Source organism: Polaribacter sp. R77954, assembly GCF_044595335.1.
GTDB lineage: Bacteria > Bacteroidota > Bacteroidia > Flavobacteriales > Flavobacteriaceae > Polaribacter.
Map to the genome: position 1 here is coordinate 2,281,493 of NZ_CP138992.1, position 22,397 is coordinate 2,303,889.

Annotated in this window: 18 protein-coding genes and 2 pseudogenes; 11 read left to right on the forward strand and 9 right to left on the reverse strand. The window is 28.9% G+C overall.

Translation table 11 applies throughout. From position 1 onward, the window contains the following. The first annotated feature begins 36 nt into the window (after nt 1-36). Entirely contained in the window at nt 37-282 is a 246-nt protein-coding gene (locus tag SJY27_RS09815) for a helix-turn-helix domain-containing protein (protein WP_397444655.1), read from the forward strand. Next, nucleotides 269-601 carry a single-stranded DNA-binding protein gene (locus SJY27_RS09820; RefSeq protein WP_397444656.1) on the forward strand — a complete coding sequence of 111 codons (333 nt, stop codon included), beginning with the start codon at nt 269-271 and terminating at the stop codon, nt 599-601. Before SJY27_RS09815 ends, SJY27_RS09820 begins: the two co-directional genes overlap by 14 nt. An 83-nt stretch (nt 602-684) precedes the next feature. Here SJY27_RS09820 and SJY27_RS09825 read toward each other — a convergent pair whose 3' ends face one another. Beyond that, complete coding sequence (locus SJY27_RS09825; protein WP_397444657.1) at nt 685-1,353, reverse strand: response regulator; 669 nt, start codon at nt 1,351-1,353, stop codon at nt 685-687. A 5-nt stretch (nt 1,354-1,358) separates the two neighbouring features. After that, nucleotides 1,359-3,326 carry a hypothetical protein gene (locus SJY27_RS09830; protein ID WP_397444658.1) on the reverse strand — a complete coding sequence of 656 codons (1,968 nt, stop codon included), beginning with the start codon at nt 3,324-3,326 and terminating at the stop codon, nt 1,359-1,361. 117 nt (nt 3,327-3,443) lie between these two features. Here SJY27_RS09830 and SJY27_RS09835 point away from each other — a divergent pair, with 117 nt between their 5' ends. From SJY27_RS09835 to SJY27_RS09855, 5 genes are read left to right on the forward strand one after another with little or no spacing between them, the layout of a single operon-like run. Beyond that, complete coding sequence (locus SJY27_RS09835; RefSeq protein WP_397444659.1) at nt 3,444-5,147, forward strand: hypothetical protein; 1,704 nt, start codon at nt 3,444-3,446, stop codon at nt 5,145-5,147. 2 nt (nt 5,148-5,149) lie between these two features. Next, nucleotides 5,150-6,733: a hypothetical protein gene (locus tag SJY27_RS09840; RefSeq protein WP_397444660.1), complete on the forward strand. Its 1,584-nt coding sequence runs from the start codon at nt 5,150-5,152 to the stop codon at nt 6,731-6,733. Between the two features lie 4 nt (nt 6,734-6,737). Then, a complete protein-coding gene (locus SJY27_RS09845) occupies nt 6,738-8,981 on the forward strand; it encodes a CHAT domain-containing protein (RefSeq protein ID WP_397444661.1) in 2,244 nt (747 codons plus the stop codon). 11 nt (nt 8,982-8,992) lie between these two features. Further along, entirely contained in the window at nt 8,993-9,568 is a 576-nt protein-coding gene (locus tag SJY27_RS09850) for a hypothetical protein (protein ID WP_397444662.1), read from the forward strand. Between the two features lie 53 nt (nt 9,569-9,621). Further along, entirely contained in the window at nt 9,622-10,425 is an 804-nt protein-coding gene (locus tag SJY27_RS09855) for a transglutaminase family protein (protein WP_397444663.1), read from the forward strand. A gap of 127 nt (nt 10,426-10,552) precedes the next feature. Here the strand turns inward: SJY27_RS09855 and SJY27_RS09860 are convergent, their stop codons facing one another. Beyond that, nucleotides 10,553-10,714, reverse strand: a complete 162-nt coding sequence (locus SJY27_RS09860) for a hypothetical protein (protein WP_397444664.1) — start codon at nt 10,712-10,714, stop codon at nt 10,553-10,555. A 277-nt stretch (nt 10,715-10,991) separates the two neighbouring features. On the opposite strand from SJY27_RS09860, the gene SJY27_RS09865 reads away from it, so the two are divergent. Continuing rightward, nucleotides 10,992-11,921, forward strand: a complete 930-nt coding sequence (locus SJY27_RS09865; protein WP_397444665.1) for a M23 family metallopeptidase — start codon at nt 10,992-10,994, stop codon at nt 11,919-11,921. Nucleotides 11,922-12,194: 273 nt separating this feature from the next. Beyond that, nucleotides 12,195-12,368: pseudogene (locus tag SJY27_RS09870) on the forward strand (single-stranded DNA-binding protein); the annotation flags it as partial. Between the two features lie 91 nt (nt 12,369-12,459). On the opposite strand, the pseudogene SJY27_RS09875 reads toward SJY27_RS09870, so the two are convergent. The 5 genes and pseudogenes from SJY27_RS09875 to metG form a co-directional block, all read right to left on the reverse strand. Continuing rightward, nucleotides 12,460-13,690 (reverse strand): annotated as a pseudogene (locus tag SJY27_RS09875) (IS256 family transposase). Nucleotides 13,691-13,946: 256 nt separating this feature from the next. Then, on the reverse strand, nt 13,947-14,651 hold the full coding sequence (locus tag SJY27_RS09880) for an OmpA family protein (protein ID WP_397444666.1): 705 nt from the start codon (nt 14,649-14,651) through the stop codon (nt 13,947-13,949). Nucleotides 14,652-14,656: 5 nt separating this feature from the next. After that, nucleotides 14,657-15,115: a lipocalin gene (locus SJY27_RS09885; RefSeq protein WP_397444667.1), complete on the reverse strand. Its 459-nt coding sequence runs from the start codon at nt 15,113-15,115 to the stop codon at nt 14,657-14,659. 243 nt (nt 15,116-15,358) lie between these two features. Beyond that, the gene (locus SJY27_RS09890; RefSeq protein ID WP_397444668.1) at nt 15,359-16,261 is read right to left on the reverse strand and encodes a histone deacetylase; all 903 of its coding nucleotides are present in this window, start codon (nt 16,259-16,261) and stop codon (nt 15,359-15,361) included. Continuing rightward, nucleotides 16,261-18,336 (reverse strand): methionine--tRNA ligase, encoded by a 2,076-nt coding sequence (metG, locus tag SJY27_RS09895; RefSeq protein WP_397444669.1) that lies wholly within the window; start codon nt 18,334-18,336, stop codon nt 16,261-16,263. Before metG ends, SJY27_RS09890 begins: the two co-directional genes overlap by 1 nt. 105 nt (nt 18,337-18,441) lie before the next feature. Here metG and SJY27_RS09900 point away from each other — a divergent pair, with 105 nt between their 5' ends. Beyond that, nucleotides 18,442-19,056 (forward strand): hypothetical protein, encoded by a 615-nt coding sequence (locus SJY27_RS09900; RefSeq protein WP_397444670.1) that lies wholly within the window; start codon nt 18,442-18,444, stop codon nt 19,054-19,056. Beyond that, a complete protein-coding gene (locus tag SJY27_RS09905; RefSeq protein ID WP_397444671.1) occupies nt 19,053-20,051 on the forward strand; it encodes an LD-carboxypeptidase in 999 nt (332 codons plus the stop codon). The genes SJY27_RS09900 and SJY27_RS09905 overlap by 4 nt, the downstream gene beginning before the upstream one ends. Here the strand turns inward: SJY27_RS09905 and SJY27_RS09910 are convergent. After that, nucleotides 20,048-22,165, reverse strand: coding sequence for a serine hydrolase domain-containing protein (locus SJY27_RS09910; RefSeq protein WP_397444672.1), 2,118 nt, complete (start codon nt 22,163-22,165; stop codon nt 20,048-20,050). The two genes, SJY27_RS09905 and SJY27_RS09910, sit on opposite strands and share 4 nt — an antisense overlap. Nucleotides 22,166-22,397: the final 232 nt, after the last annotated feature.

Consider the following 22,397-nt stretch of genomic DNA (forward strand, 5'->3'; position numbering starts at 1 on the left):
ACCATTTGCGAAATTCGACTTTCCGTCCAAAAGCCCATGTCTAGGGGCTATAACGTAAATCCTGTTACCTTAGGAGACTACTTAAAACAGTATAGATTGGCAAACGGTTATACAACTTTTGAACTCTCATTAGAGCTTGATGTTTACCAAACTACTATCTATAAATGGGAAAACAACGAATCAAATCCGAAAGGAAAAAACTTAAACAAAATCATTGAATTAATGGGTTACGACCCAAGAATTCACAAACCATTAAATACAAAATATTATGAACTCAATTAGAAATAAAGTACAATTAATAGGAAATTTAGGAAACAATCCAGAAATCATAAATTTAGAATCAGGAAAGAAATTAGCGAAATTTTCTCTTGCAACCAATGAAAGCTATACGAATGCATCAGGAGAAAAAATAGATAAAGTTGAATGGCATAATCTCGTTGCTTGGGGAAAGACTTGTGACATTATAGAAAGGTATTTGACCAAAGGCAAAGAGATTGCTATTGAAGGTAAACTAACTTCTCGTTCTTATGAAACAAAAGAAGGCGAAAAAAGATATGTTACTGAAGTTGTTGTGAATGAATTGTTGATGTTGGGGAAATAAGTAATTCTTAAATCACTTAAACTAAAAAATCTGGAGTTTGGCTCCAGATTTTCGTTCGTATTTTTTTAAGAATTTTATATGATTTAAATTACTTTTGCCTTTATCAATTCATCATAAAATTCTGCACAAAAAAAGGCAACATCTTGCCTATGCTTTAAAGATAATTTTTCTGTAATTTTTAAAAAATGAGAATCTACAGTGCTAGGTTTAATACCCATTTTTTTGCCAAGAATATGTTTGTCAGTGGTTTCTTGAGCAAGTAAAGTCAGTTCCAATTCTTTTTCGCTTAAATCATTAATGCCATTAATGGAATCACTAAAAATTGAGCGAGTAAATTCATATCTTTTCGTATTTAGTTCTTTCATTATTTTGGATTCATAGTAACCATTTTGAAGTACATTAAGAACAGTATCTTCAAACTCCTTAAAAGTGCAACCTTTGTTTAAAAAACTTGAAAAACCGGCATTTCTTGCTTTTTTCATAATGCGATACGACTCATAGCCTGTATAAGCTATAGCTTTAGTTCTTGGCTCAAAACTTAATAGGTTCTTTACAAATTTAAAACCATCATCGATATCATTTTTAAGGTCTAAATCACAAATAATTAAATTAATGGAGTATTGATGTAAAATAGCATTCGCTCTTTTTAAATTATCTACAAAATAACAATTAGCATTAGGGTATATTTTTAATAGCCACTTTTTAGTACCTTCTTCAATAACATTATGGTCATCAATAATTAAAAAATTCATAAGTTCTATTTTGAATAAGGAATTTCTATTTTCATAGAAAATCCATTATCAGTATTAATATTTGTTTTCCCTTTTAATAAAAGTATTCTGTTTTCAATATTTTTAAGACCTGTTCCCTTTTTAAGATTAGTAGCTCCAACTCCATTGTCTTCATAATTTAATACTAATAAGTTATCTTCAAGAAATACACTTAGATTAGTTTGGGTTGCTTTAGCATATTTTAAATTATTAGTGAATAATTCTTGAATTATACGATATAAATGGGTACTGTAAGGTTCTTGCAGTTCTAGATATGGAGGTTCTATTTTCAAGTCAAATTTCTGGTTCTCATTATTTTTGGGCATCAATTCAAAAATACTGTCCATAAAAATCTCACCATGCATAGGAGTGTCATTTAGCTGATGAGATAAATCTCTAATACTATTGTAAGAATTTAATAGTTGGTGAGATAGAGAAACATCTTTACTTTTAATATTATGTGCGAGTTTTCTTAAATCGCTGGCAATATGATCGTGTAATTCTCTCCCTATACGTGTTTTTTCTTCTTCTTCACTTTTTAAAGAAGCTTCTAAAATCTTTAGTTTTTGGTCTTTTTTTCGCTTTCTAAAATACAATCCACCACCTAAAATTACTAAGAAAATACTAGCAATAGCATAATTAGTTTTAGTTTTAGATTCTTGTAAAACGAGTTCTTTTTGTTGTGCTTCGTTTTCTAATTTTAAGATTTGGTTTTCTTTTTGTTGTGTTTTGTATTTAACTTCAAGATTGTTACTGATAAGAGACTTCTCTTTAGAAAATACAGAATCATTGTACTGTAAGAATTGAGATAAATACTTATTTGCTTTATTTTTATTATTCAAAGCTAAATGAATATCAAACTTAGTTTTGTAAAAATCTCTTTTCAAAGTAATATCATTTATATCCTCTTCATTTATTAGTGACAAAATTTTAGATGCTTTTGAATATTGATTTAAGGCAGTAAATGCTTTTGCTCTATTATAATTTACAATTAATAAATCTCTTGATTTAGGAGCTACATTTTTTAACGAAATATCGTTGTAGAATAAAGCTTTCTTATAGTTTTTCTTTTTGAACTCTAACTCGAAAAATCTTCGATAAGTCTTAACCAATATCCTCTTACTTTTTTTAAAAGAGGGGTGATTAATATTATCATTTAAATAAACTTGAGCAGAGTCTAGTTTATTTTCTTTTATATAGATAGATGCTAAAGAGTTATTTACATAGAGAAGCATAAATTTATCTTTATAAAATTTACAAGTATCTAATGCTTGCAGATAATACCTTTTACTTTTTTCAATATTGTTGAGATCAATGTTAATATTTCCTAGTGAATGTAAAATATTTACTGATTTCCTGTAATCTACATTTTTAGTGTTATTGGCTAAATACAAAGCAGAATCTAAATAAGAAAGTTGTTTATTAAATGTCCCTTTATTTTGATAAATATTTGATAGACCAATGTAGGTATTAATAATTCCTAAATTATACTTTTCTTTTTTAGCAAGTAGTAATCCTTTTTTCATATAAACAAGAGCTGAATCAAGTTTATATCCCATTCTAAATGCAATAGCAGTATTATTAATAGCCTCTTGCCTTAGGGTAAACTTTGCATTTGGATGATTCGCAACTTTTTTAAAATAGTACAAAGCAGAATCAAGTTTAGAAAGTTTTCCAAAATGAATACCTTTTAAAGATAATCCTTTGACAAAATGCTCTTCATTTTTTTGAAGTTTTGAAAGGTTGATGTATTTGTTGATGGCATTATAAGCACTGTCCTTATAATGCAGTAAATCATAGTAATTACATAACAGTTGATGTCCCTTTAAACTTATCTCCAAATTTTTAGACATCCTTAATTTAATACTATCAATTTTTGGATATGTTTTTGTTTTCTGACTTAATAATACAGAACTACAAAACAAAACAGCAACAAAGGCAAACTTCTTTTTCATAATTAAACAGGTAGGTTAGTTAAGGTAAAAATAAAGAAATATAATTTGTCTAAATCGTAATGTTGCTATTAGCCAGTTTTGTGAAGGGAGTTATGTTTGTTTTGTTAAAATTAAAAAATGAACTCGAAAAACACATTATTCTGCGTACTTCTATTATCCGTATTTACCTTTCAAGCACAAAAAACAAAGATTGATGAAGATAAATCATTGAGCGTTTCTGGTTTTGCAAACTATTCTCAAATAAAAAAATATGTAATAGATTTAAAAAAAGGTAAAAAGCTTAAAAAAAAACAAATTGCCCCTGACAATAAGAAAAACCCTAACACAGAGTATTTAGATTTAATTGCTAAAAGTAAAAAAACGAATAATTCAGAAGCATTATATCAGTTTATTATTAATAAAGATCATAAACAATCGGTTGAAGAAGCTATCAAAACAGGACTAGGTTTTATGGAGCCAATTTATAAGTTAGATTTTGAAATGAATGATATTAATGATTTTAAAGGGAATAGTCTGATTAAATATTATTTAATACCAGATAAATCAGCTTCTAGGGAATTACACCGAAAACTATCAGACGTTTTTAATCTTATTAGTTTTGAAGAAACCTGGGATATTTTTACCAAAAAATTTGCAATGCATGCTTCTAAGAAAGCAGAAAATTTTTTAAATGAGTATTTTGAATTTCAAGATAAATTATCTGAAGACTTAATTAAAAAAAAGGTACAACAGGCAGAGGGGAGTTTAAAAGGGTCTTTTGCTGAAATAAGTTCTGTATCTAATGAGATGTCTAAAAATCCAATTCAAAAACTAAAAAATAGTGGTAAATATAGGCTTCATAATAGTCAATATTTTAACGATTTTATTGCTCCGATAAATAAAAAAACTAATAAAAATATCAATTTTATAATAAGTCCTTCTAGTGTTATATACAAGGTGTTTACAAAGGTAATAACAGAACCAAAATTACAACCGCACCACAATTTAAAACTATATGCTAATGAATCTATACTAAAAGAAAAATATAGAAAACAAAGTATAGCTTACGATAAGGTTTTAAAGAAAGAGTTACAAGAAGAATTTAAACAATATGCTATTAGAAATTTGAAGAAAGATTTAGAAATAGCACTGGCAAAAAAGAAAGGAGTGAAGAGTTATAGATTAACCGATGAAGAAGCAAAAAAGATTGAACAAAATACAGCAATGATTGCTAAATATATAAAAGCGAATAATTTAGTAAAAACTTTTAAGAGTAAAAAAGAGAAAGAATTCGCGATTAATATAGCTAAAGAATGGATGAAGAGCGAAAAGAAATTTAAAAATTATTTAAATTTATATAAATCTGCAATGGTGTCATCTAGTCAATATGACATTCTTATATCCAACATAATGCAAGATGTAAAGGATGCAGAAATAGAAACTGTCTCCTATCCTCTCTCATCAAAGTTATCAATGCTAAAGACTTATAAAGAATTTATAAAATTAGATCGAAAAAATTCAGGTAATTCTGGGGCTGCAAGACTATTAGGGAGTATTGCTAAAAAAACATCTATTGGTAAAAACTTGATCAGTCAAGTGAATAATATGACAGCTGGATTTTCTGGAGAAATATCACGAATTAATACGTTTGAAGATTCAAGGAAATTTGTTCAGTTAAAAGCAAAGAAATTAAAAGATGAAGTTAATTCATTATATTTTGATAATAACGATTTGGATTCAAAAATTAAAGGTTACACAGACGTACATATGCAACTTTTACAAGATGCCAAAAAAGGATTTAAATTGTCTATTGGAGAAGGTTCTAAATCATTAGATGATTAATTATGAGGTTCATTATTGTTTTTGTTTTAGTTACGCAACTTGGCTTTTCTCAAAAAAGAGTAGAACTTCCAAGTTGGGTAACCAATACTAATATTAAACATCCAGATTTTAATTCAGATGAATTTGAATCAGGAAGTGTAGTTAGCGTTAAATATAATTCTAAAAAAGAATTAGAAGAAGCGAAAAAACAAGCTGTAATGGATGCCGAATCTACCATTTCAAAAAAGTATTCAGTAATATCTAGAAATGATATCTCTAAGAGAATATTTAATGAATCAGAAAAGAACATTAATGGAAAGATTAATTTCAATTCGAAAGAGGATTACTTTAACCAAGCGATTGTAAAAAGATTAGGTGTTGATCTTATAGGACTAGTTACAAAGTTATTTGTAGACACAAAAAAGAGGACAGTATATGCTGTAGCTGCTTTTAATGTTTACCAAACTAGATTATTACACAAAGACAAAATTGACCAGCTTAATAAGAATATTTCAGAGAACCTTACCATTGCAGAAAATGCTGTATTAAGGTATATAAGGTCGGAAGATGTTACTTATAAAATTGAGGCAATAAGTGCCTACAATACCTCTATCAAATCCATTAAAGAGATGGAAAAAAATAGTACACTTTATAATGTTTTAAACTTAGAACACCACCCCTCAATGAGCATAGTTAAAGTAGAAGGTTTAAGAGCATCTTTACTAAAATCAACCTTAAATTTAAACGATTTTGCATTTACTATAAGTGAAACATTAAAAGGTAGTTTGGGTAAGAAAGATGGCATAAAATTGTATCCTGCTATTTTGAAGAATTATGGTGAGACAACAGAATTTTCTAAATACATAAATAGGCTTTTAGAAAAACATTTGATTGGAAACAACAACTCTTGGCAGGTTATAGGTAAATTTTCTAATAACAAAACTAAATATACGTTAAAAGGCTCTTATGATTTATTAGCTAAAGATTCCATAATAAATTACACTATTGACTTAATTGATAACAAGGATAGTAAATCTCTTTTTAAACATGTTTTTGAATTAAGTAATAGAATTGTAAGAAGGGAAGGATTAACATACAGAGATAAAGACACTGAAAATTTAATAAATAAACAAAAACAAATTGAAAATAATACATTAGATTATACAGGTTATGCTGTAGAGATAAACATATATGAAGATGGTAAACTTCTTTCTCAAGAAAACGAAGTTGTGTTTAAGGAAGGTAAAGAGTACCGATTTACCTTAAAATCTAATAAAGGTGGGTATATAAGGTTAATATATGAAGAAATAGATAAAGATCTAGCACTTTTAATAGACAGTGAGCCATTTAATAAAACTGATGGAAAGTATATTCCTATACCAAATACTATTACTGTTGGACCTCCTTATGGTCTTGAAAAATTACATTTTCAATTTTCAGAACAATCATTTCCTTATGCAAAGCCAGTAAAATGGATAGGCTCCATACCTTTTATTAAAACTAAAAAAATAGAACGAGCTATTAATATTACAAGAGGTATGAATTCTAATGAAAAGAAAATAAGTAGCAATTTTATTCATACTATAGATGTTAGAACAAAATCTTAATATAATGAAAAGATATATTTTATTATTTATATGTACGGCATTCATCTCTTTTACTATATCAGCACAAAAAAGACAAAAGGTAGGTGTTAATAGTAAGTTTAAATACGATCAAATAGCACGTATCAATGAAGTTGTTAATCATTTAAACAAAAATGAATACAACCAAATGGTTGCTGTATTACAACAAGATTTAATTGGTGCAAATTCTTATAAACGACAACATATTTTAAACGAGTTAGCAGACATTTATTCATATCATTTATTAGACATAGAGAGGGCTGTAGAAATAGATAAAGAAATTAGACAACTTGGACAAGTGATAGATCAATCTAATTATAGTATTTCCAGTACAGGGGCACATTATGGCTCTAAAAAGAAAGTTAAAAACATTGTTTTGGCTTCTGTAGAATATAGAAACAAGTATGTCAATGTATCTTCATCAGAAATTTTAAAGATCTCACAAAAACGTTTCGAAAAAAACAAAAATTTGTTGAAAGGAAATAAAAGTAAAGCTAATAAAAATTATAAATTATATAAGTTAGAAAAAGGTATATCCCAAGTAAAAAAAGATTTAGAGGGGGCGTACCAAGGTACAAAAGATTATTATCGTTTATTATCTAGACTAATTCGTTATGAGTATGAAACCTATTTAGTCTCTTATAATAATAATTACATTAAAAGTTATTCTACCTTCTTAAATGGTAATATTACGTTAAACAAAATTTTTTTTAAGGAAATTTCTTTTATTAAACTAAGTGAATATTTAACGGTAGCATATAACAAAACAAAAGATGTTAACTATTTAGAACTTGCGTTTTTATCTATAAATAAGCCTTTCTTAAATATGAAAGAAGAAAATAATAAAATAACTTATAGTGTATTAGTTAATCAAAAAATAGACGCAATAGTAACTGCATATCATAATAAAAAAGAGTATCCAAATTTTTTGTTTTTTAGTTCTTTGAATAAAGCTAGAGTTTTAGCAGAAAAAACTTTGGGAGATAAAGAACTTTTAAAATTTGACACTTTTGAAAGATTACAAGAACAAAAAAATAAATTTGCTCGGTTTCTAAAACAAAAAATACAAAAAAACAATTATTTAGATATTTATGTACAAAATAGTTTTTCTAAAGAAAAAATAGAACTAAAAGTAGATCTCAATGATGAAAAAGAAATTAGTTTAATTACTGAACACAAAACAAGAGGAATTCTTAATAATGTTAAAGATGCCAATGTTTATTACTCTAAACCACTAGCAATATACGTCACAACTATTTTAAAAGATAAAATTACAATTACTAAAGTAATTGATGGAGGGTTAAAACAGCTTATTAATGAAACTCATAATATAGCAAAATTGTTAATTAAATCAGCTGGAGATTTAGGACAAAGCCAATATGCAAGATATAAAAGGGAATTTCTAGGCATTCTTTCTTTAAATGATTTTACTTCTCAAATAAATGATGATATTTATATTTCAGCAAACGATGTGTTTGCTAATTTACCTATTTCTTATTTAATAGATAAAACCGCCATTCGGAATTTGAATATGTTTATGTTTTCTGATCTAAAATCTAAAATTCCACTTGCTGTAAGTGATATAAATATTTTAGGCCTGTTTAATCCTAACCCTATTGATAGACGGAACTTGGTGGGTGCAGAAAAAGAATATACTGTTATAGATTCTATATTTCCAAACAACAATTTGCTTTTTAAACGAGAACAAGCAAAAAAAGAACTTTTAAAACAAAATTTTAATAAAAATATTAACATATTTCATTTTTCTGGTCATGGGCACAATAATAATGACCCTAATAAGGCAGGCTTAGAATTTCTTGGAAAGAAAGAGTTTGAGGGAAAAATTAACACAAATGAATACAACTTACTATCATTATCCGAAATGAAAACAAATAGTTATAAAAATATTAAAGATAAAGAGTTGGTTTTTTTAGCAGCTTGCCAAGTAGGGGTTTCCAGTAATAATGAAGATAATGATGCTGAAATCTCGGGATTAATAAGGCCTATGCTAGCCAATAAAAATGCCATTTTAAGTCTTTGGAACGTAAATGATGATAGTACGCTTGAGTTTGTAGAACTCTTTTATGCTTCACTTAAAAAAAGTGGAAATATTCATTATTCCTTTAAAAGTTCAGTAAAAGAAATGAAAAATCGCTATAGGAACAATACTAATTTATATGCCCCTTTTTATCTAATAAATACCAGTAAAGAATACGTAAATTTTAAATAAAAACAATTAAAATGAAAACAATTAAAATGAAAATCACAAAAATTTTTGCAATTTTGACTATAATTTCATTACAAGCTTGTGGTGGTAGTAAAACAACTATTTCTCAGAATGGTGATAAAGTAGTTTCTTTACCATGTTCCGGGTATGAAATAGAACAAGGCGATGATGATAGCAATTCTATAGCCTCCTCATCAGCTATTAGTACAAGTCTGAGCGCTTCAAGAGACAAAGCTTTATTTGCTGCAAAAAGCGTTTTAGCTTCAAATATCAAATCAACAATTACCTCATTTACACAAAGATATACAAATGACAGAGAAATAGGTAATCAAAGCGAGTTCGGGCAAAAATTTCAAAACATTGGAAAAGAATTAGTAAACCAAGAATTAAATAATACTAGAAAAATATGTGAAAAAACACTGCAAAAACCTGATGGTAGATATCAAACTTTTGTAGCGGTAAAAATTAATACAAATAAAATCTTAAATGGTCTAAAAGAATCCGCTAAACTTCGACAGGATTATGATGAACATAAATTTCAAAAATATGCTGAAGAAGAGATGAAAAAGGCATCCAAAAAAAATAATTAAAAAGAAATTGGATACAACATTTTAGGGTTATACACCTCGAAAACCATTAAAATATGAAAATCAACACTATTATATTATTTCTATTTTGCTTAATTCCTGCTTTTGTGTTATCTCAAGACAAAAGTTTTGAGGCATATAATAAAGAACAGGAGGAAAAAATGGAAGAATTTGTAAAAAAAGAAGATAGTTTATTTACTGCTTTTATTGCCTCAAGAGGTGTCATTGAATTTAAAAAAAAACCTACAAAACCAAAACCTAAAACAATCAGAAAAAAAGTAATTCCTAAAGTAGTAATAATTGATAGTGTTGTAACTCCAAATGAAAAACAGATAATAGAAAAAGACTTATCAAAAAGATCAATACCACCTGCCAAGGGTAAATTAATCCAAGTAGAAGGGTTAGTTCTAAAAGAGTTAACAGAATTGTCAATTGTTTTAAATATTCAAATCACTGGTGGTAATAGAGAGGAAAATATTATTAAAATAAAAGATCATATTTATAGTCATTGGCATTATTTATCTGATCCTAAAACTAATGGTGATACATGGAGGTCTGCTGAAGCAACATTAGCTTTAAAGTACAAAGGTAAATACCCTGGAGATTGTGATGATTTTGCCATTTTATTAGCTTCATTGGCCAGACAAGTAGGTCTTACAAGTAGAGTTATTTCAGGTTTTACCAATAATGCAGGTCATGCCTGGGCTGAGTTTTTGGTAACAAGAAAAGTTTCTAAAAAATCTGTTTTAAATTTAAGCGATTATAGAGTAGATGAAAAAGGGATTTGGGTCAGTCTTGATTGGTTTAGTGGTGCAAAGCATAAAAAATATACAAATAATATTAGGGAGTATAAAGAATAATGAAAGCGATATAGCAGGAAATTTTAAACTTACAGAAAAATTATTTAATACGAATGAAATATTTATTTTCAATTTCTAATAATTCACAACTTAGTGAATTATAAGTATTCAATAGGTTTGTGTCTCTTTATAAATCTACCATAAAATCTTCTGAAAAGAATTTAAAAGATGAATATTTTGTTACAACTGATAAGATTACAGAGTGTTCATTTTGTTCAGATAACATAATTAAACTTAATCTAATAGGACCAAAAAATAATACGACTTGGATAGTTAGTCTTTCTGACATGAAAAATATGGTTGATTTTAAAAATATTATTTCTAATGCTAAGAGTATTGAGTCTCTGTATAATTCTCTAGATAGAAGAAAAGTGAATTATGAAAAACTATTTCGGTATACAATAATATAAAAACAATTATAAATTATTATAGTAATCTTTTAGATGCAAATAGAAATTTCGAAAGGAAACTTTATTTTATGAAAGCAGATATTAATGCAACTTATTAATATATTTTTGATAAACATAAGCAATTATTAGACGTAATAAAATTGTAACAATAAAACTATGAAATATAAAAACATATGGTTTTTAATATTCTTTCTTTTCTCAAATATTTTGTCTTCACAAGACAAGAGTTTTGAAGCTTATAAGAGAGAACAAGAGAGAAATTTTGAAGCCTATAAAAAAGAATACTATGTAGGTTTAGATTCTATTAATAAAGAATTTAATGAATATTTAAAAGATGAAAATGAGCGTTTTAGTGCCTACAAAAACTTGGGTGTAATACCAGAAATCGTAAAAAAAAGAGTTGCTAATGTAGAAAAATTGTACCCAAAGGGATTGGCTAAAATTCCATTAAAACAATCTAAGGCTGAGCTTATTGAAATAAATAAGGTTTGGAAAAAGCAGTTAAAAAATATTAAGGAAAATAAAAAAATAAAAAAAAAAGATTTAGTAATTAAAATTAAACCTTCACCTAAAAATAAAGTGCCAATAAAGAAGCCAAATAAAATTGAAGGTAAGAAGGACCAAATTGTATTAAAAGATTCAGAGAACAAAAAAGAGTTAGAATTAGAACTGGCTGCGAATCGTCCAGTATTTTGTCCATTACCTAATAAAGCTTATCGTATTTCTTCCAAGTTTAAAATGAAAAGAAAGCATCCCATATTAAAAAAAGTAAGAAAACATGAGGGGATAGATTTAGCGGCACCTAAAGGTACTAAAGTTTATGCATCTGCAAATGGAAAAGTAACTATATCTAAATTCAGTAAGAGTGCAGGGAATTTTATAATTTTAAATCATAACAATGGTTATACAACAACTTTTATGCATCTTAATAAACGATATGTTAAACTTGGTGATAAGATAAAACGTGGAGAATTAATTGGTGAAGTTGGAAGTACAGGGTATTCTTCAGGAAATCATTTGCACTACGAGATTCGAAAAAATGGTGATGCCTTCAATCCAGCAGATTTTATAATAAAACACTTTTGATATTGTTCAAAATCTAAAAATCAATTAAAGTAATAGCTTTTACATTAATAAAAAAAGAGATAGTTGCAACCAGCTACCTCTTTGCATTTGTTTATTTACACTTCAAAACAACAATTCTAATCAATTACAAACGACTACAAATGATTAAATCTGGCTATAAAAACTCTTAAAATTTGTAAATCTAAGATTTAAAAGGAAGTAGAAAACCTAATGTTTAGCTTTATTTTTTTATAAAAAAATACAAAAGGTAAACATTACAAATTTTAAGTTTTGCACAATTTAGTAGCATGGAACAAAACAGCTGACATTGTTGAGAAATACGTAACTAAAGGTAAAGAAATTGCTATAGAAGGAAAATTGACATCTCGTTCTTATGAAACTAAAGAAGGTGAAAAAAGATATGTGACTGAGGTTGTGGTAAGTGAACTTTTAATGTTTGCGAAATAGGTACTCAGTTAAAAACGCATAAGGTAAAATACTACCTTATGCGACACTTTCCCATCAAGTGTGTAAGTTAAAACTTACAGGATTAGATTTTTCATAGTTTAATCCTGTTTTCAAATATAGCTAAAAATTGGTTTAAAATAATTCCCCAATTTCTAATCGGCATAGTCCATTTTTTTGTAGACTCCCTCAAAGCTAAAAATACAGATTTAATAACAGCATCATCAGTAGGGTAAGAGAGTTTGTTTTTTGTGTATTTTCTAATTTTCCCATTTAAGTTTTCAATTAAATTAGTGGTGTAAATAATAGTTCTAATTTCTAGAGGAAAATCAAAGAAAACAGTGAGTTCATCCCAGTTGTTTTCCCAAGATTTAATTGCGTAAGAATACTTAGAGTTCCACTTTATTTTAAAGTCTTCTAAAGCAGCTTTAGCTGCTTCTTTAGTAGGAGCAGTATAGATTTGCTTCATATCTTTTGTAAAGGCTTTCTTGTCTTTCCAAACCACATATCTACAAGAATTTCTAATTTGATGTACTACACAAATTTGAGTAACTGAATTAGGAAAAACGGTTTTAATAGTGTCTGTGAATCCGTTTAAATTATCAGTTGCAGTAATTAAAATATCTTGTGTTCCACGCGCTTTTATATCGGTTAAAACGGTCATCCAAAAAGAGGAAGATTCGTTTTTACCCAGCCAAAGCCCTAACACTTCTTTTTTACCATCAACACGTAACCCAACAGCAATATAGATGGTTTTGTTAATCACTTTGGAGTTTTCACGAACCTTAATCCTTTATATTAGAAAGCTTACACTTTCTGTTCTTAATCTCAAATATCCAAACAATTAAATATAGAGCCTCTAAAGGCCTGTTTTTCCAAGCGATAATATCTGCTGTAATTTTATCTGTAATTCTTGAAATAGCTGAACTAGAGATATTAAAATCATATAATTCTCGTATTTGTTCTTCGATGTCTGTGGTACTCATTCCTTTGGCGTACAAAGAAATAATCAAATTCTCAACGCCATCAGCTGTGCTTTCTCGTTTCTTAATAAGCATTGGATTAAAAGAAGCGTCTCGATCTCTTGGAACTTGGATTTGTGTTTCTCCTAAATTGGTTTTGATAGTCTTAGTTCCATAACCATTACGTGAGTTAGGGTTGTTACTTTTTTGATGCCTATCATAATCTAAATGAGCATCTAACTCACCTTCTAATATTTTTTCAACTCCTCGTTTGTGAAGCTGTTCTATAAAACTGGTCAGTTCTGAACCTGTTTTAAATTGTTTTAAAAAGTCTTTGTCGTTTAATAAATCTTCTGGTTTCATAAATAAAAGTGTGTTTATAAATTTAATGATTATTTTATCGTAAAGTTATTTCCGAAATTTTTCCTCATTGAGCAATTGAAATATTGCTCTAGAAAAATTTCAGAATAACTTTACTTACACACTTTTTGGTTTAGTACCCCTTATGCGTTTTTTAAATAGTATAGATTACAACTAATTCAGAAATCTAGAGGTTAATAACTTGTATTTTAAACCCCCTTTTACAGTACAAAAACAATTGGTGTTTAAATATATCGTTTTATTGTTTAGCATCTTTAAGCGCTTCCTGTTGCATTTTTTCATTAGGTACAATAGCAACATTAACACGTCTGTTTTTTGCTCTTCCTTCAGCAGTGGTATTATCAAACTTTGGTTGCGTTTCACCATACCAAAGAGTTTCTAATCTTGTGCTTGAAATTCCGTCACTTATTAAATAATTAGTTACAGATTTTGCTCTTTTTTCTGATAAAAGCATGTTATAATCGTCTTTTCCTGAGCTATCTGTATGACCTACTACTAATATTTTTGTATCAGGAAAATCCATAAATACCTTTGCTAACTTGTCTAAAGTTGCTTTAGATTTTGGGTTGATATTAGATTTATTGGTATCAAAATAAACGCCACTATTTTCATCAAAAGTAACAACAATAGAATTATCTACACGTTCTACAACAGCCCCAGGAATTTCTGATTCAATTTTTTTGGCTTGCTCATCCATTCTTTTTCCAATTAATACACCTGCTCCACCACCAAGAACACCACCTATTACAGCACCAAGCTTACTATTTTTTCCATTACCTACATTATTACCAATAATAGCTCCTAAAAGTGCACCACCAGCAGCACCAATAACAGATCCTTTTTGTTTATTGTTTGCATTTTTTGTAGCCTCACAATTCGTAAAAGTGAAAACAGTTGTTAATGCTAATGCAATTACGTATGTGTTTTTTATTGATTTTTTCATCGTATTTATTGTTTAATAAAGTTCATATTAATTAAAAAAGGAGTTCCGTTTACAATAATTTTCTGTCTCCAAAGCATAGTTGTATCAGTTAATTCTTTTAAATCTATTCTATACCCAACATTATCTTTACTGTTTTTGGGTTTTAACATAAAATCAAAATAGCCAGAAACAGCGTCAACCTCTTGTATTACAAAAATAAAATCTCTTTCTCCAGTATTACAATCTGAATCGTTTATTGTATACACCCCAGTATTATTGTTGGGTACAAATTTCCATGAACTGCCTTCTAAACAGTCTTTTGTAGTATCATTAAAAAATGTAACATTATAGGTACCTGTTTTACTGAAAGTAATCTGGGTTAATGTCCAATTTCCTTTAATAACTTTATGTTTCGTTTTTATATTTTTTGATGATCCACAAGAAAATAAAGCAAATGTTAAAAATAGCATTAATAGTTTTTTCATAAGGTATGTTGTTTTTACAAAGTACGTTTAAAATTAATTATGTTGTGAACTCATAAGCTTGAAAAGATAATCCATTTAAAAAAAGAATTACCAAAATTAAACTATTTTGGTAATTCTAATATATTATACATACAGTATAACGTAATTTTTTGCTAGGACCACAAAAATAGCTTTTAAATTAATTTTGCCACTTTGTTTTCGGTAAAGTAAAATAGAAGCTCTTTAAAATTCGTTTTAAGATAGTTAAAAATAAATATGCTCAGCTAAACGAAACGTATTGGCATGAGCTTCTACAACAATATTAACGTCTTTAGAATACCCACCACCCATAGAACACATTATCGGAATTTGTACGTCGAAACAGGTTTGTAACACAAAACGATCTCTTTCTTTACAGCCTTCTAAACTCATAGACAATTTGCCTAACTTATCTGTTTCAACTACATCTACACCACACAAATAATAAATAAAATCAGGTTTTTCTTGATCAATTAGTTTTGGTAAAGTATCTTTTAATATTGATAAATATTCAGGATCTTTTGTGTCATTTTCTAAAGCAATATCTAAATCTGATTGTTCTTTTACAAAAGGATAATTGCCTTTTCCGTGCATAGAAAAGGTAAAAACAGAAGTATCATTTCTAAAGATTTCTGCAGTTCCATTTCCCTGATGAACGTCTAAATCTACAATTAGAATTTTACGGGCTAAACCTTTATTTTGAAGATATTTTGCTCCAATGGCTTGGTCGTTTAACATGCAAAAAGCCTCACCTTTGTTAGAAAATGCATGATGTGTACCTCCAGCAATATTCATTGCAACTCCATGTTGTAATGCAAATTCTGAAGCCTTCATAGTACCATCAGCAATTATCATTTCGCGTTCTATGAGTACTTCAGATAAAGGAAAACCGATTTTTCTAGCCGCTTTTTGATTTAAAGTGATGTTTAATAAATCAAAAAAATATTCGGGTTCATGTACTGTAAAAAAATGTTTGTTATTGGGTATTTCAGGTTCAAAAAAGTTTTTAGGATTGCAAGTTCCTTCGTACAATAATTGTTGAGGTAGCAAATCGTATTTTTCCATAGGAAAACGATGCCCTTCTTTTAAAGGATGATTGTAAATAGGATGATATGCTATTTTTAGCATTAGCTTACTTGCTGTCCATTTTTAACAACCTTTTCAGGCTCCACAAATGCCAATTTACCATCAGGAGTATCTGTCATTAAAATCATTCCTTGGCTTTCTACTCCTCTAATTTTTCTTGGAGCTAAATTCACCAATACAGACACTTGCTGACCAATAATATCTTCTGGAGCAAAGCTTTCTGCAATTCCAGAAACAATGGTTCTTGTATCTATACCAACATCAACTTTTAGTTTTAAAAGCTTTTTAGTTTTTGCTACTTTTTCTGCTTCTAAAATAGTACCAATTCTAATGTCTAGTTTTGTAAAATCATCAAATTCTATGGTTTCTTTTTGTGGCTCTACTACTTTATTTTCTTGTTCATTTGCCAATTTTGTAGCTTGTAATTTTTCTAATTGAATTTCAATTGTTTTATCTTCAATTTTAGAGAATAATAATTCCCCTTTATTTATTTGATGATTTGCAGGCAATAAAATATCTTTTTCTGTAATATCCTCCCAGGTTAGAGATTTCTCAACTTCTCTCGAAATGACATCTAGGTTTAAAATACCTTTTAATTTAGTTGATGTAAATGGTAAAAATGGTTCAGAAACTACAGCCAATGCAGTTGCAATTTGCAAAGCCACATACATAATGGTTTGTACACGTTCTTTATCAACTTTAATCACTTTCCAAGGTTCTTCATCTGCCAAATACTTGTTACCTAATCTGGCTAAATTCATTAATTCTTGGCTAGCTTCTCTAAACCTGTATCTTTCAATTGATTTTCCAATGATGTTTGGAAACTCTTTTACAGCTGCTAAAACATCTTCATCAACCTCTGTAAAATTATTAGGAGTTGGTACAACACCAGCATAATATTTGTTGGTTAACACAACAACTCTATTGATAAAATTACCAAAAATAGCAACCAACTCGTTGTTGTTTTTTGCTTGAAAATCTTTCCAAGTAAAATCGTTGTCTTTACTTTCTGGTGCATTTGCAGTTAAAGTATAACGTAAAACATCTTGCTGATTTGGAAAATCTTCTAAATATTCGTGCAACCAAACTGCCCAATTTTTAGAAGTTGATAATTTATTGCCTTCTAAATTCAAAAACTCGTTAGCAGGTACATTATCTGGTAAAATATAATCTCTATGGGCTTTTAACATACTTGGAAAAATAATACAGTGAAACACAATATTGTCTTTCCCAATAAAATGCACCAATTTAGTATCGTCTTTTTTCCAATAATCTTCCCAGTTTTTTCCTTCTCTTGCAGCCCATTCTTTAGTAGATGAAATATATCCAATAGGAGCATCAAACCAAACATATAACACTTTTCCTTCTGCACCTTCTACTGGTACAGGAATTCCCCAATCTAAATCACGAGTTACGGCTCTAGGTCTTAAACCATCTTCTACCCAACTTTTTACTTGTCCGTAAACATTAGGTTTCCAGTCTTTTTTGTGCCCTTCTAAAATCCATTTTCTTAAAAAATCTTCATGCTTATCTAAAGGTAAAAACCAGTGTTTTGTTTCTTTTACAGTGGGTACATTACCAGTAATTGCCGATTTTGGGTTGATTAAGTCTGTTGCATTATGACTCGTTCCACAGTTTTCACATTGGTCTCCATAACTTTCTTCGAAACCACATTTTGGGCAAGTACCAATCACAAATCTGTCTGCTAAAAACTGATTGGCTTCAGCATCGTACAATTGTGCAGTAACTTCTTCTACAAACTCGCCATCATTATACATTTTTGTAAAAAATTCTGAGGCAGTTTCATGATGAACTTGAGCTGATGTTCTAGAATAGTTATCAAAAGAAATACCAAAGTCTTCAAAAGATTTTTTTATGATTCCATGGTATTTATCAATAATATTTTGTGGAGAAACACCTTCTTTTTTTGCTCTCATTGGTATAGCCACTCCATGTTCATCTGAACCAGAAATGTAAGCCACATCTTTACCTTTTAAACGTAAATAACGCGCATAAATATCTGCAGGCACATACACACCTGCTAAATGCCCAATATGAATTGGCCCATTTGTGTAAGGTAAAGCTGCTGTAATGGTATATCTTTTTGGAGTACTCATCCTATATCTCTTTATTTTGTAGACTAATTTCGAAGTGCAAAAGTACAAAAAACAAGGTTTTAAAAACCATTGAAAATTGATACATTTACGCTAAATAAAAACAAAGTGAAAAAGATAATTATTCTAATATTATTTACATATGTTAGTCTTGATAATTTACAGGCTCAACAAAAAAAAGATACTATTGTAAAAAAAATAAACCCGATTCTTTTTATGGATTTAGGATTTGGATATGCCAATGGTTCTTTAAAAGGTTTTACTGGTATACTAAGCGTAAATTATCAAAATAAAAATGATGTTTTTACCCTGAGACATATAGGTCTTGCTGAATATGATAATGTGGATTTCTTTCTTGCACTCCCTTTTAATATTGAATATAGAAGATTGGGAGAATATGCTGTTTTGTATGGAAAAAGGTATATTGATGAGGGCACTTCTTACCATTTTTCTGGTGGGTTTTCTTATAACAGTTATCAACAAATTAAAAGTAGCAACATTTTGGCAAGTGAGGCTTTTGTGGGCTTTCCTTTAGAAGCTGGTATTAGTTGGTTTAAAAACAACAAACAAAGATTTAGGTTGTTATATAGTCTACTACCTATTGGAAAACGTACTGGTTTTGGGCGTTCTTTTGGTGTAAAATTATACGCAAACCTTTCAAAAAGATCATTTGTTGGCTTGGGCTTAAGTTTTGGTTTAGGTTGGCATAAAACATACGAATGATGAAAAATATATTTATTTCTTTATTTCTATTGATAGCTGTGCAATTATTAAATGCACAAAAGCAACTTACTACCCCATCTTACTTACAAAAAGGAGATACGATTGTAATTTTGGCTCCTGCAGGGATTTTAAAGCCTTCTCGAAAAGCTGTAATTTTACAAGCCAAAAAACTAGCAGAAAGCTGGGGACTGAAAATTACTTTAGGTAACAACATGTTTAACAATGGCAACCATTTTGCTGGTACTGATAATGAACGTTGTCAAGATTTTCAAGATGCTTTAGATAACCCAAATATAAAAGCCATTTGGGCTGCAAGAGGTGGTTATGGTTCTGTACGAATTTTAGATAAATTAGATTTTACAACCTTTAAAAAACATCCTAAATGGATTATTGGTTATTCTGATATTACTGCTTTTCATAATCATATTCATAATTTGGGTGTAGAAACTTTACATGCAATGATGGCAACCAGTTTAGAGGAAAAACCAAACGAAATAATTGAAACTATTTCCTCTTTCAAAAGCGCGCTTTTTGGAGAAAATTTGAGTTATTCAATTTCATCGTCAAAATACAACAGAACAGTTTCTACAAATAAAATTAACGGACAATTAATAGGTGGAAACTTGGCAATATTAACATCGATGTTAGGTTCAGAAAGTCAATTAAATACAGCAGGAAAAATTTTATTTATCGAAGAAATTGGCGAGTATAAATATTCTATTGATAGAATGTTGCAAAGTTTAAAACGTGCAGGTTATTTTACCAAAGTAAATGCAGTTATTGTAGGAAATATGAGCCTGATTAAAAAGAATTCTACAAAATGGGGAAGTTCTATTGAGCAATTGATTTTAGATGCAATTCCAGAAGATATTCCTGTGTTTTTTAATTTTCCTGCTGGTCATGAAGCTGATAATAGAGCGTTGATTTTTGGGAGAAAAGTTCAGTTGACAGTTGACAATAGCAGTAAAAAATATTCAGTTGTTTTTGTAAATTAACTTTTTATCTCCTCTAAAACTGTATTCGAGATCTCTTTCCCATTTTCATCAATAGCAACAAACCAAACATTTGTGGTGCAGGTTCTGTTAAATACATCAGTATTAGAAGAGCATTTTTGTTGGGTACCCTTTATTAAGAATCCGTTTTCTGTTTTTTCTGCTGAATACCCATATTCGTTATAAAAATCGCCATAGGTATTTTGCCAAAGTTGCTTTCCTTTTTTATCGGTTTTAATTACGTAGATATCGTAATTCCCTTTTCCAAAAGAACTTGTTGAACCAATAATTAAGTAGCCATCATCTGTTGCTAGAATAGAACTGGCTTTATCATAACTTTTTCCTCCTAAACGTTTAGACCAAATTTCGTTTCCATTTGTATCATTCTTGGTTAATAAAATGTCTGTTGTAATTCCATTTTTTAAGCCAATTGTAGTTACTTGTATTGAACCATTTTCTGTTGAGATTTCAGGTTGAAATTTTAGGTTACTTTTCTTCTTGAACCTAATATTTTTAGCTCTACCATAAGTAAGTAGTATTTCTGTAACTCTTTCAAATTGATCTTTAACTATTTTCATAAAAAAGTTGTCAGTTTGTAGATAGGTTTTGTTATACACTTCAACATCGCTAAAATCTTTGTTAGTCGATAATTTGAATTGCAATTTGTTTTCTTTAGACAATTTTAAATCAAAATTTATATCTAATTCTTTGTTGTAATAATTGCCTATTAATCCTTCTAAATCTGATAATGAAACAGGTAACGTATTGATTCTTTTATAATGCATCGTTTTTCCTGAAGGATAATATTCAGTCATTTTATCTTCATAAAAAACAACTTTTAGTTTTGGATTGTTTGTAAAAGAAAATACGTTTATACCTTCAGCAACCATTTCTACAGTAAAATTTTTCTCTTTCCAAAAAGTTTTTCCCTTTTTTTGTAGAATTTCTACAACACTATTTTCATTAGGATAAGTATATTTTCCTAAAATAGTTACCTCATCTTTTAGATTCTTTGCTTCCTGAAATTTTGAATCATATTTCGGTTTTTGAGTTGACGCTGGCAGTAACAACTTTGCTATTCTTTGTGCAATTAAATTAGTACTAATATTACCATTATTACTCATTGCGAAAATGGTGATTTTTTCTTTTGGAAAACGATACGTTTGTGAATTAAAACCATAAGTTCCACCTGAATGATGTACTGCTGTTCTGCCTAGTTTATCTTCTAATTCTAGACCAAAACCATAGGTTTGAATTTCACTATTTGGTATGGCTTTTTGGCTTTCAATTAGCAAAATATTGTTGTTATAGTTTGCACTTTGTACAGCCTTCTCGTAGGTTAATTGGTCCTTTAACGTGGTAAATAAAAAACCTTCTCCATTGGTTTTGGTAACTGTTGGCACTTCCCACCATTCGCCTCTTCCCCAATCAGAATAAGGGTTTGCTCTGTTAGGAATTACTTTCATATAGCGTTCTACAAAAGAAGTTTCATTCATTCCTAGGTTCTCAAAGAATGTTTTAGAGTATTCATTAAAGGTTTTGCCAGTTACTTTTTCAATTATTTTGGCTAATAAGTTGTAGTTGGAATTGCTGTAATGGTAAATACTGCCTGGTTTAAAACCTAAATCTTCTTGTTTTTCAAGTAGCTCTAAAATATCATCATTATCAAATCCAAATCTTTGCCACCAAACATCACCTTCTAAATCTAACAATTCTACATAATCACGAATTCCACTAGTGTGATTCAACAAATGTCTTATTTTAATTTCGTCTTTTACATTTGGATAGATTTTGGTCAAGTATTTTCTAATGTCATCTTCTAAAGATAATTTTCCATTTAATGATAAATCTAAAATCATTAATGCTGTAAATTGTTTTGCAGTTGATGCAATGTTCGAACGTGTTTTTTCATCAAATTTTACCTGATGTTGCAAGTTGGCTAAACCTCGATATTTTTCATAAATAATTTTTCCATCTTTAATAATTCCCACAGCAATTCCAGGATGATTTGGTTTCACTTCAGCTGTTATGATAGAATCAATTTTGGAAAATATACTTTCTTGAGCGTTTAAAAATGTAGCAATAAAAAGTACTACAAATAGGATATTTATTTTCATAACTGTTAGATTGTCTATTGACTTTAGTTTTATTTTATTGAAATGTCATTTCGACCATTACTAAAATCAAAATAAATTTTGATTGAAAGTAGCTAGCAAAGCAAGGAAACGTAGTTGAGAAATCTTTAGTTTTATTATCGGGATTTCTCCTTTCGTCGAAATGACAAATAACGAAATTTAAATTCAATGCAAAGATGGAGGATAACCAAGGTTGAGGCGCTTCAAATCCTGA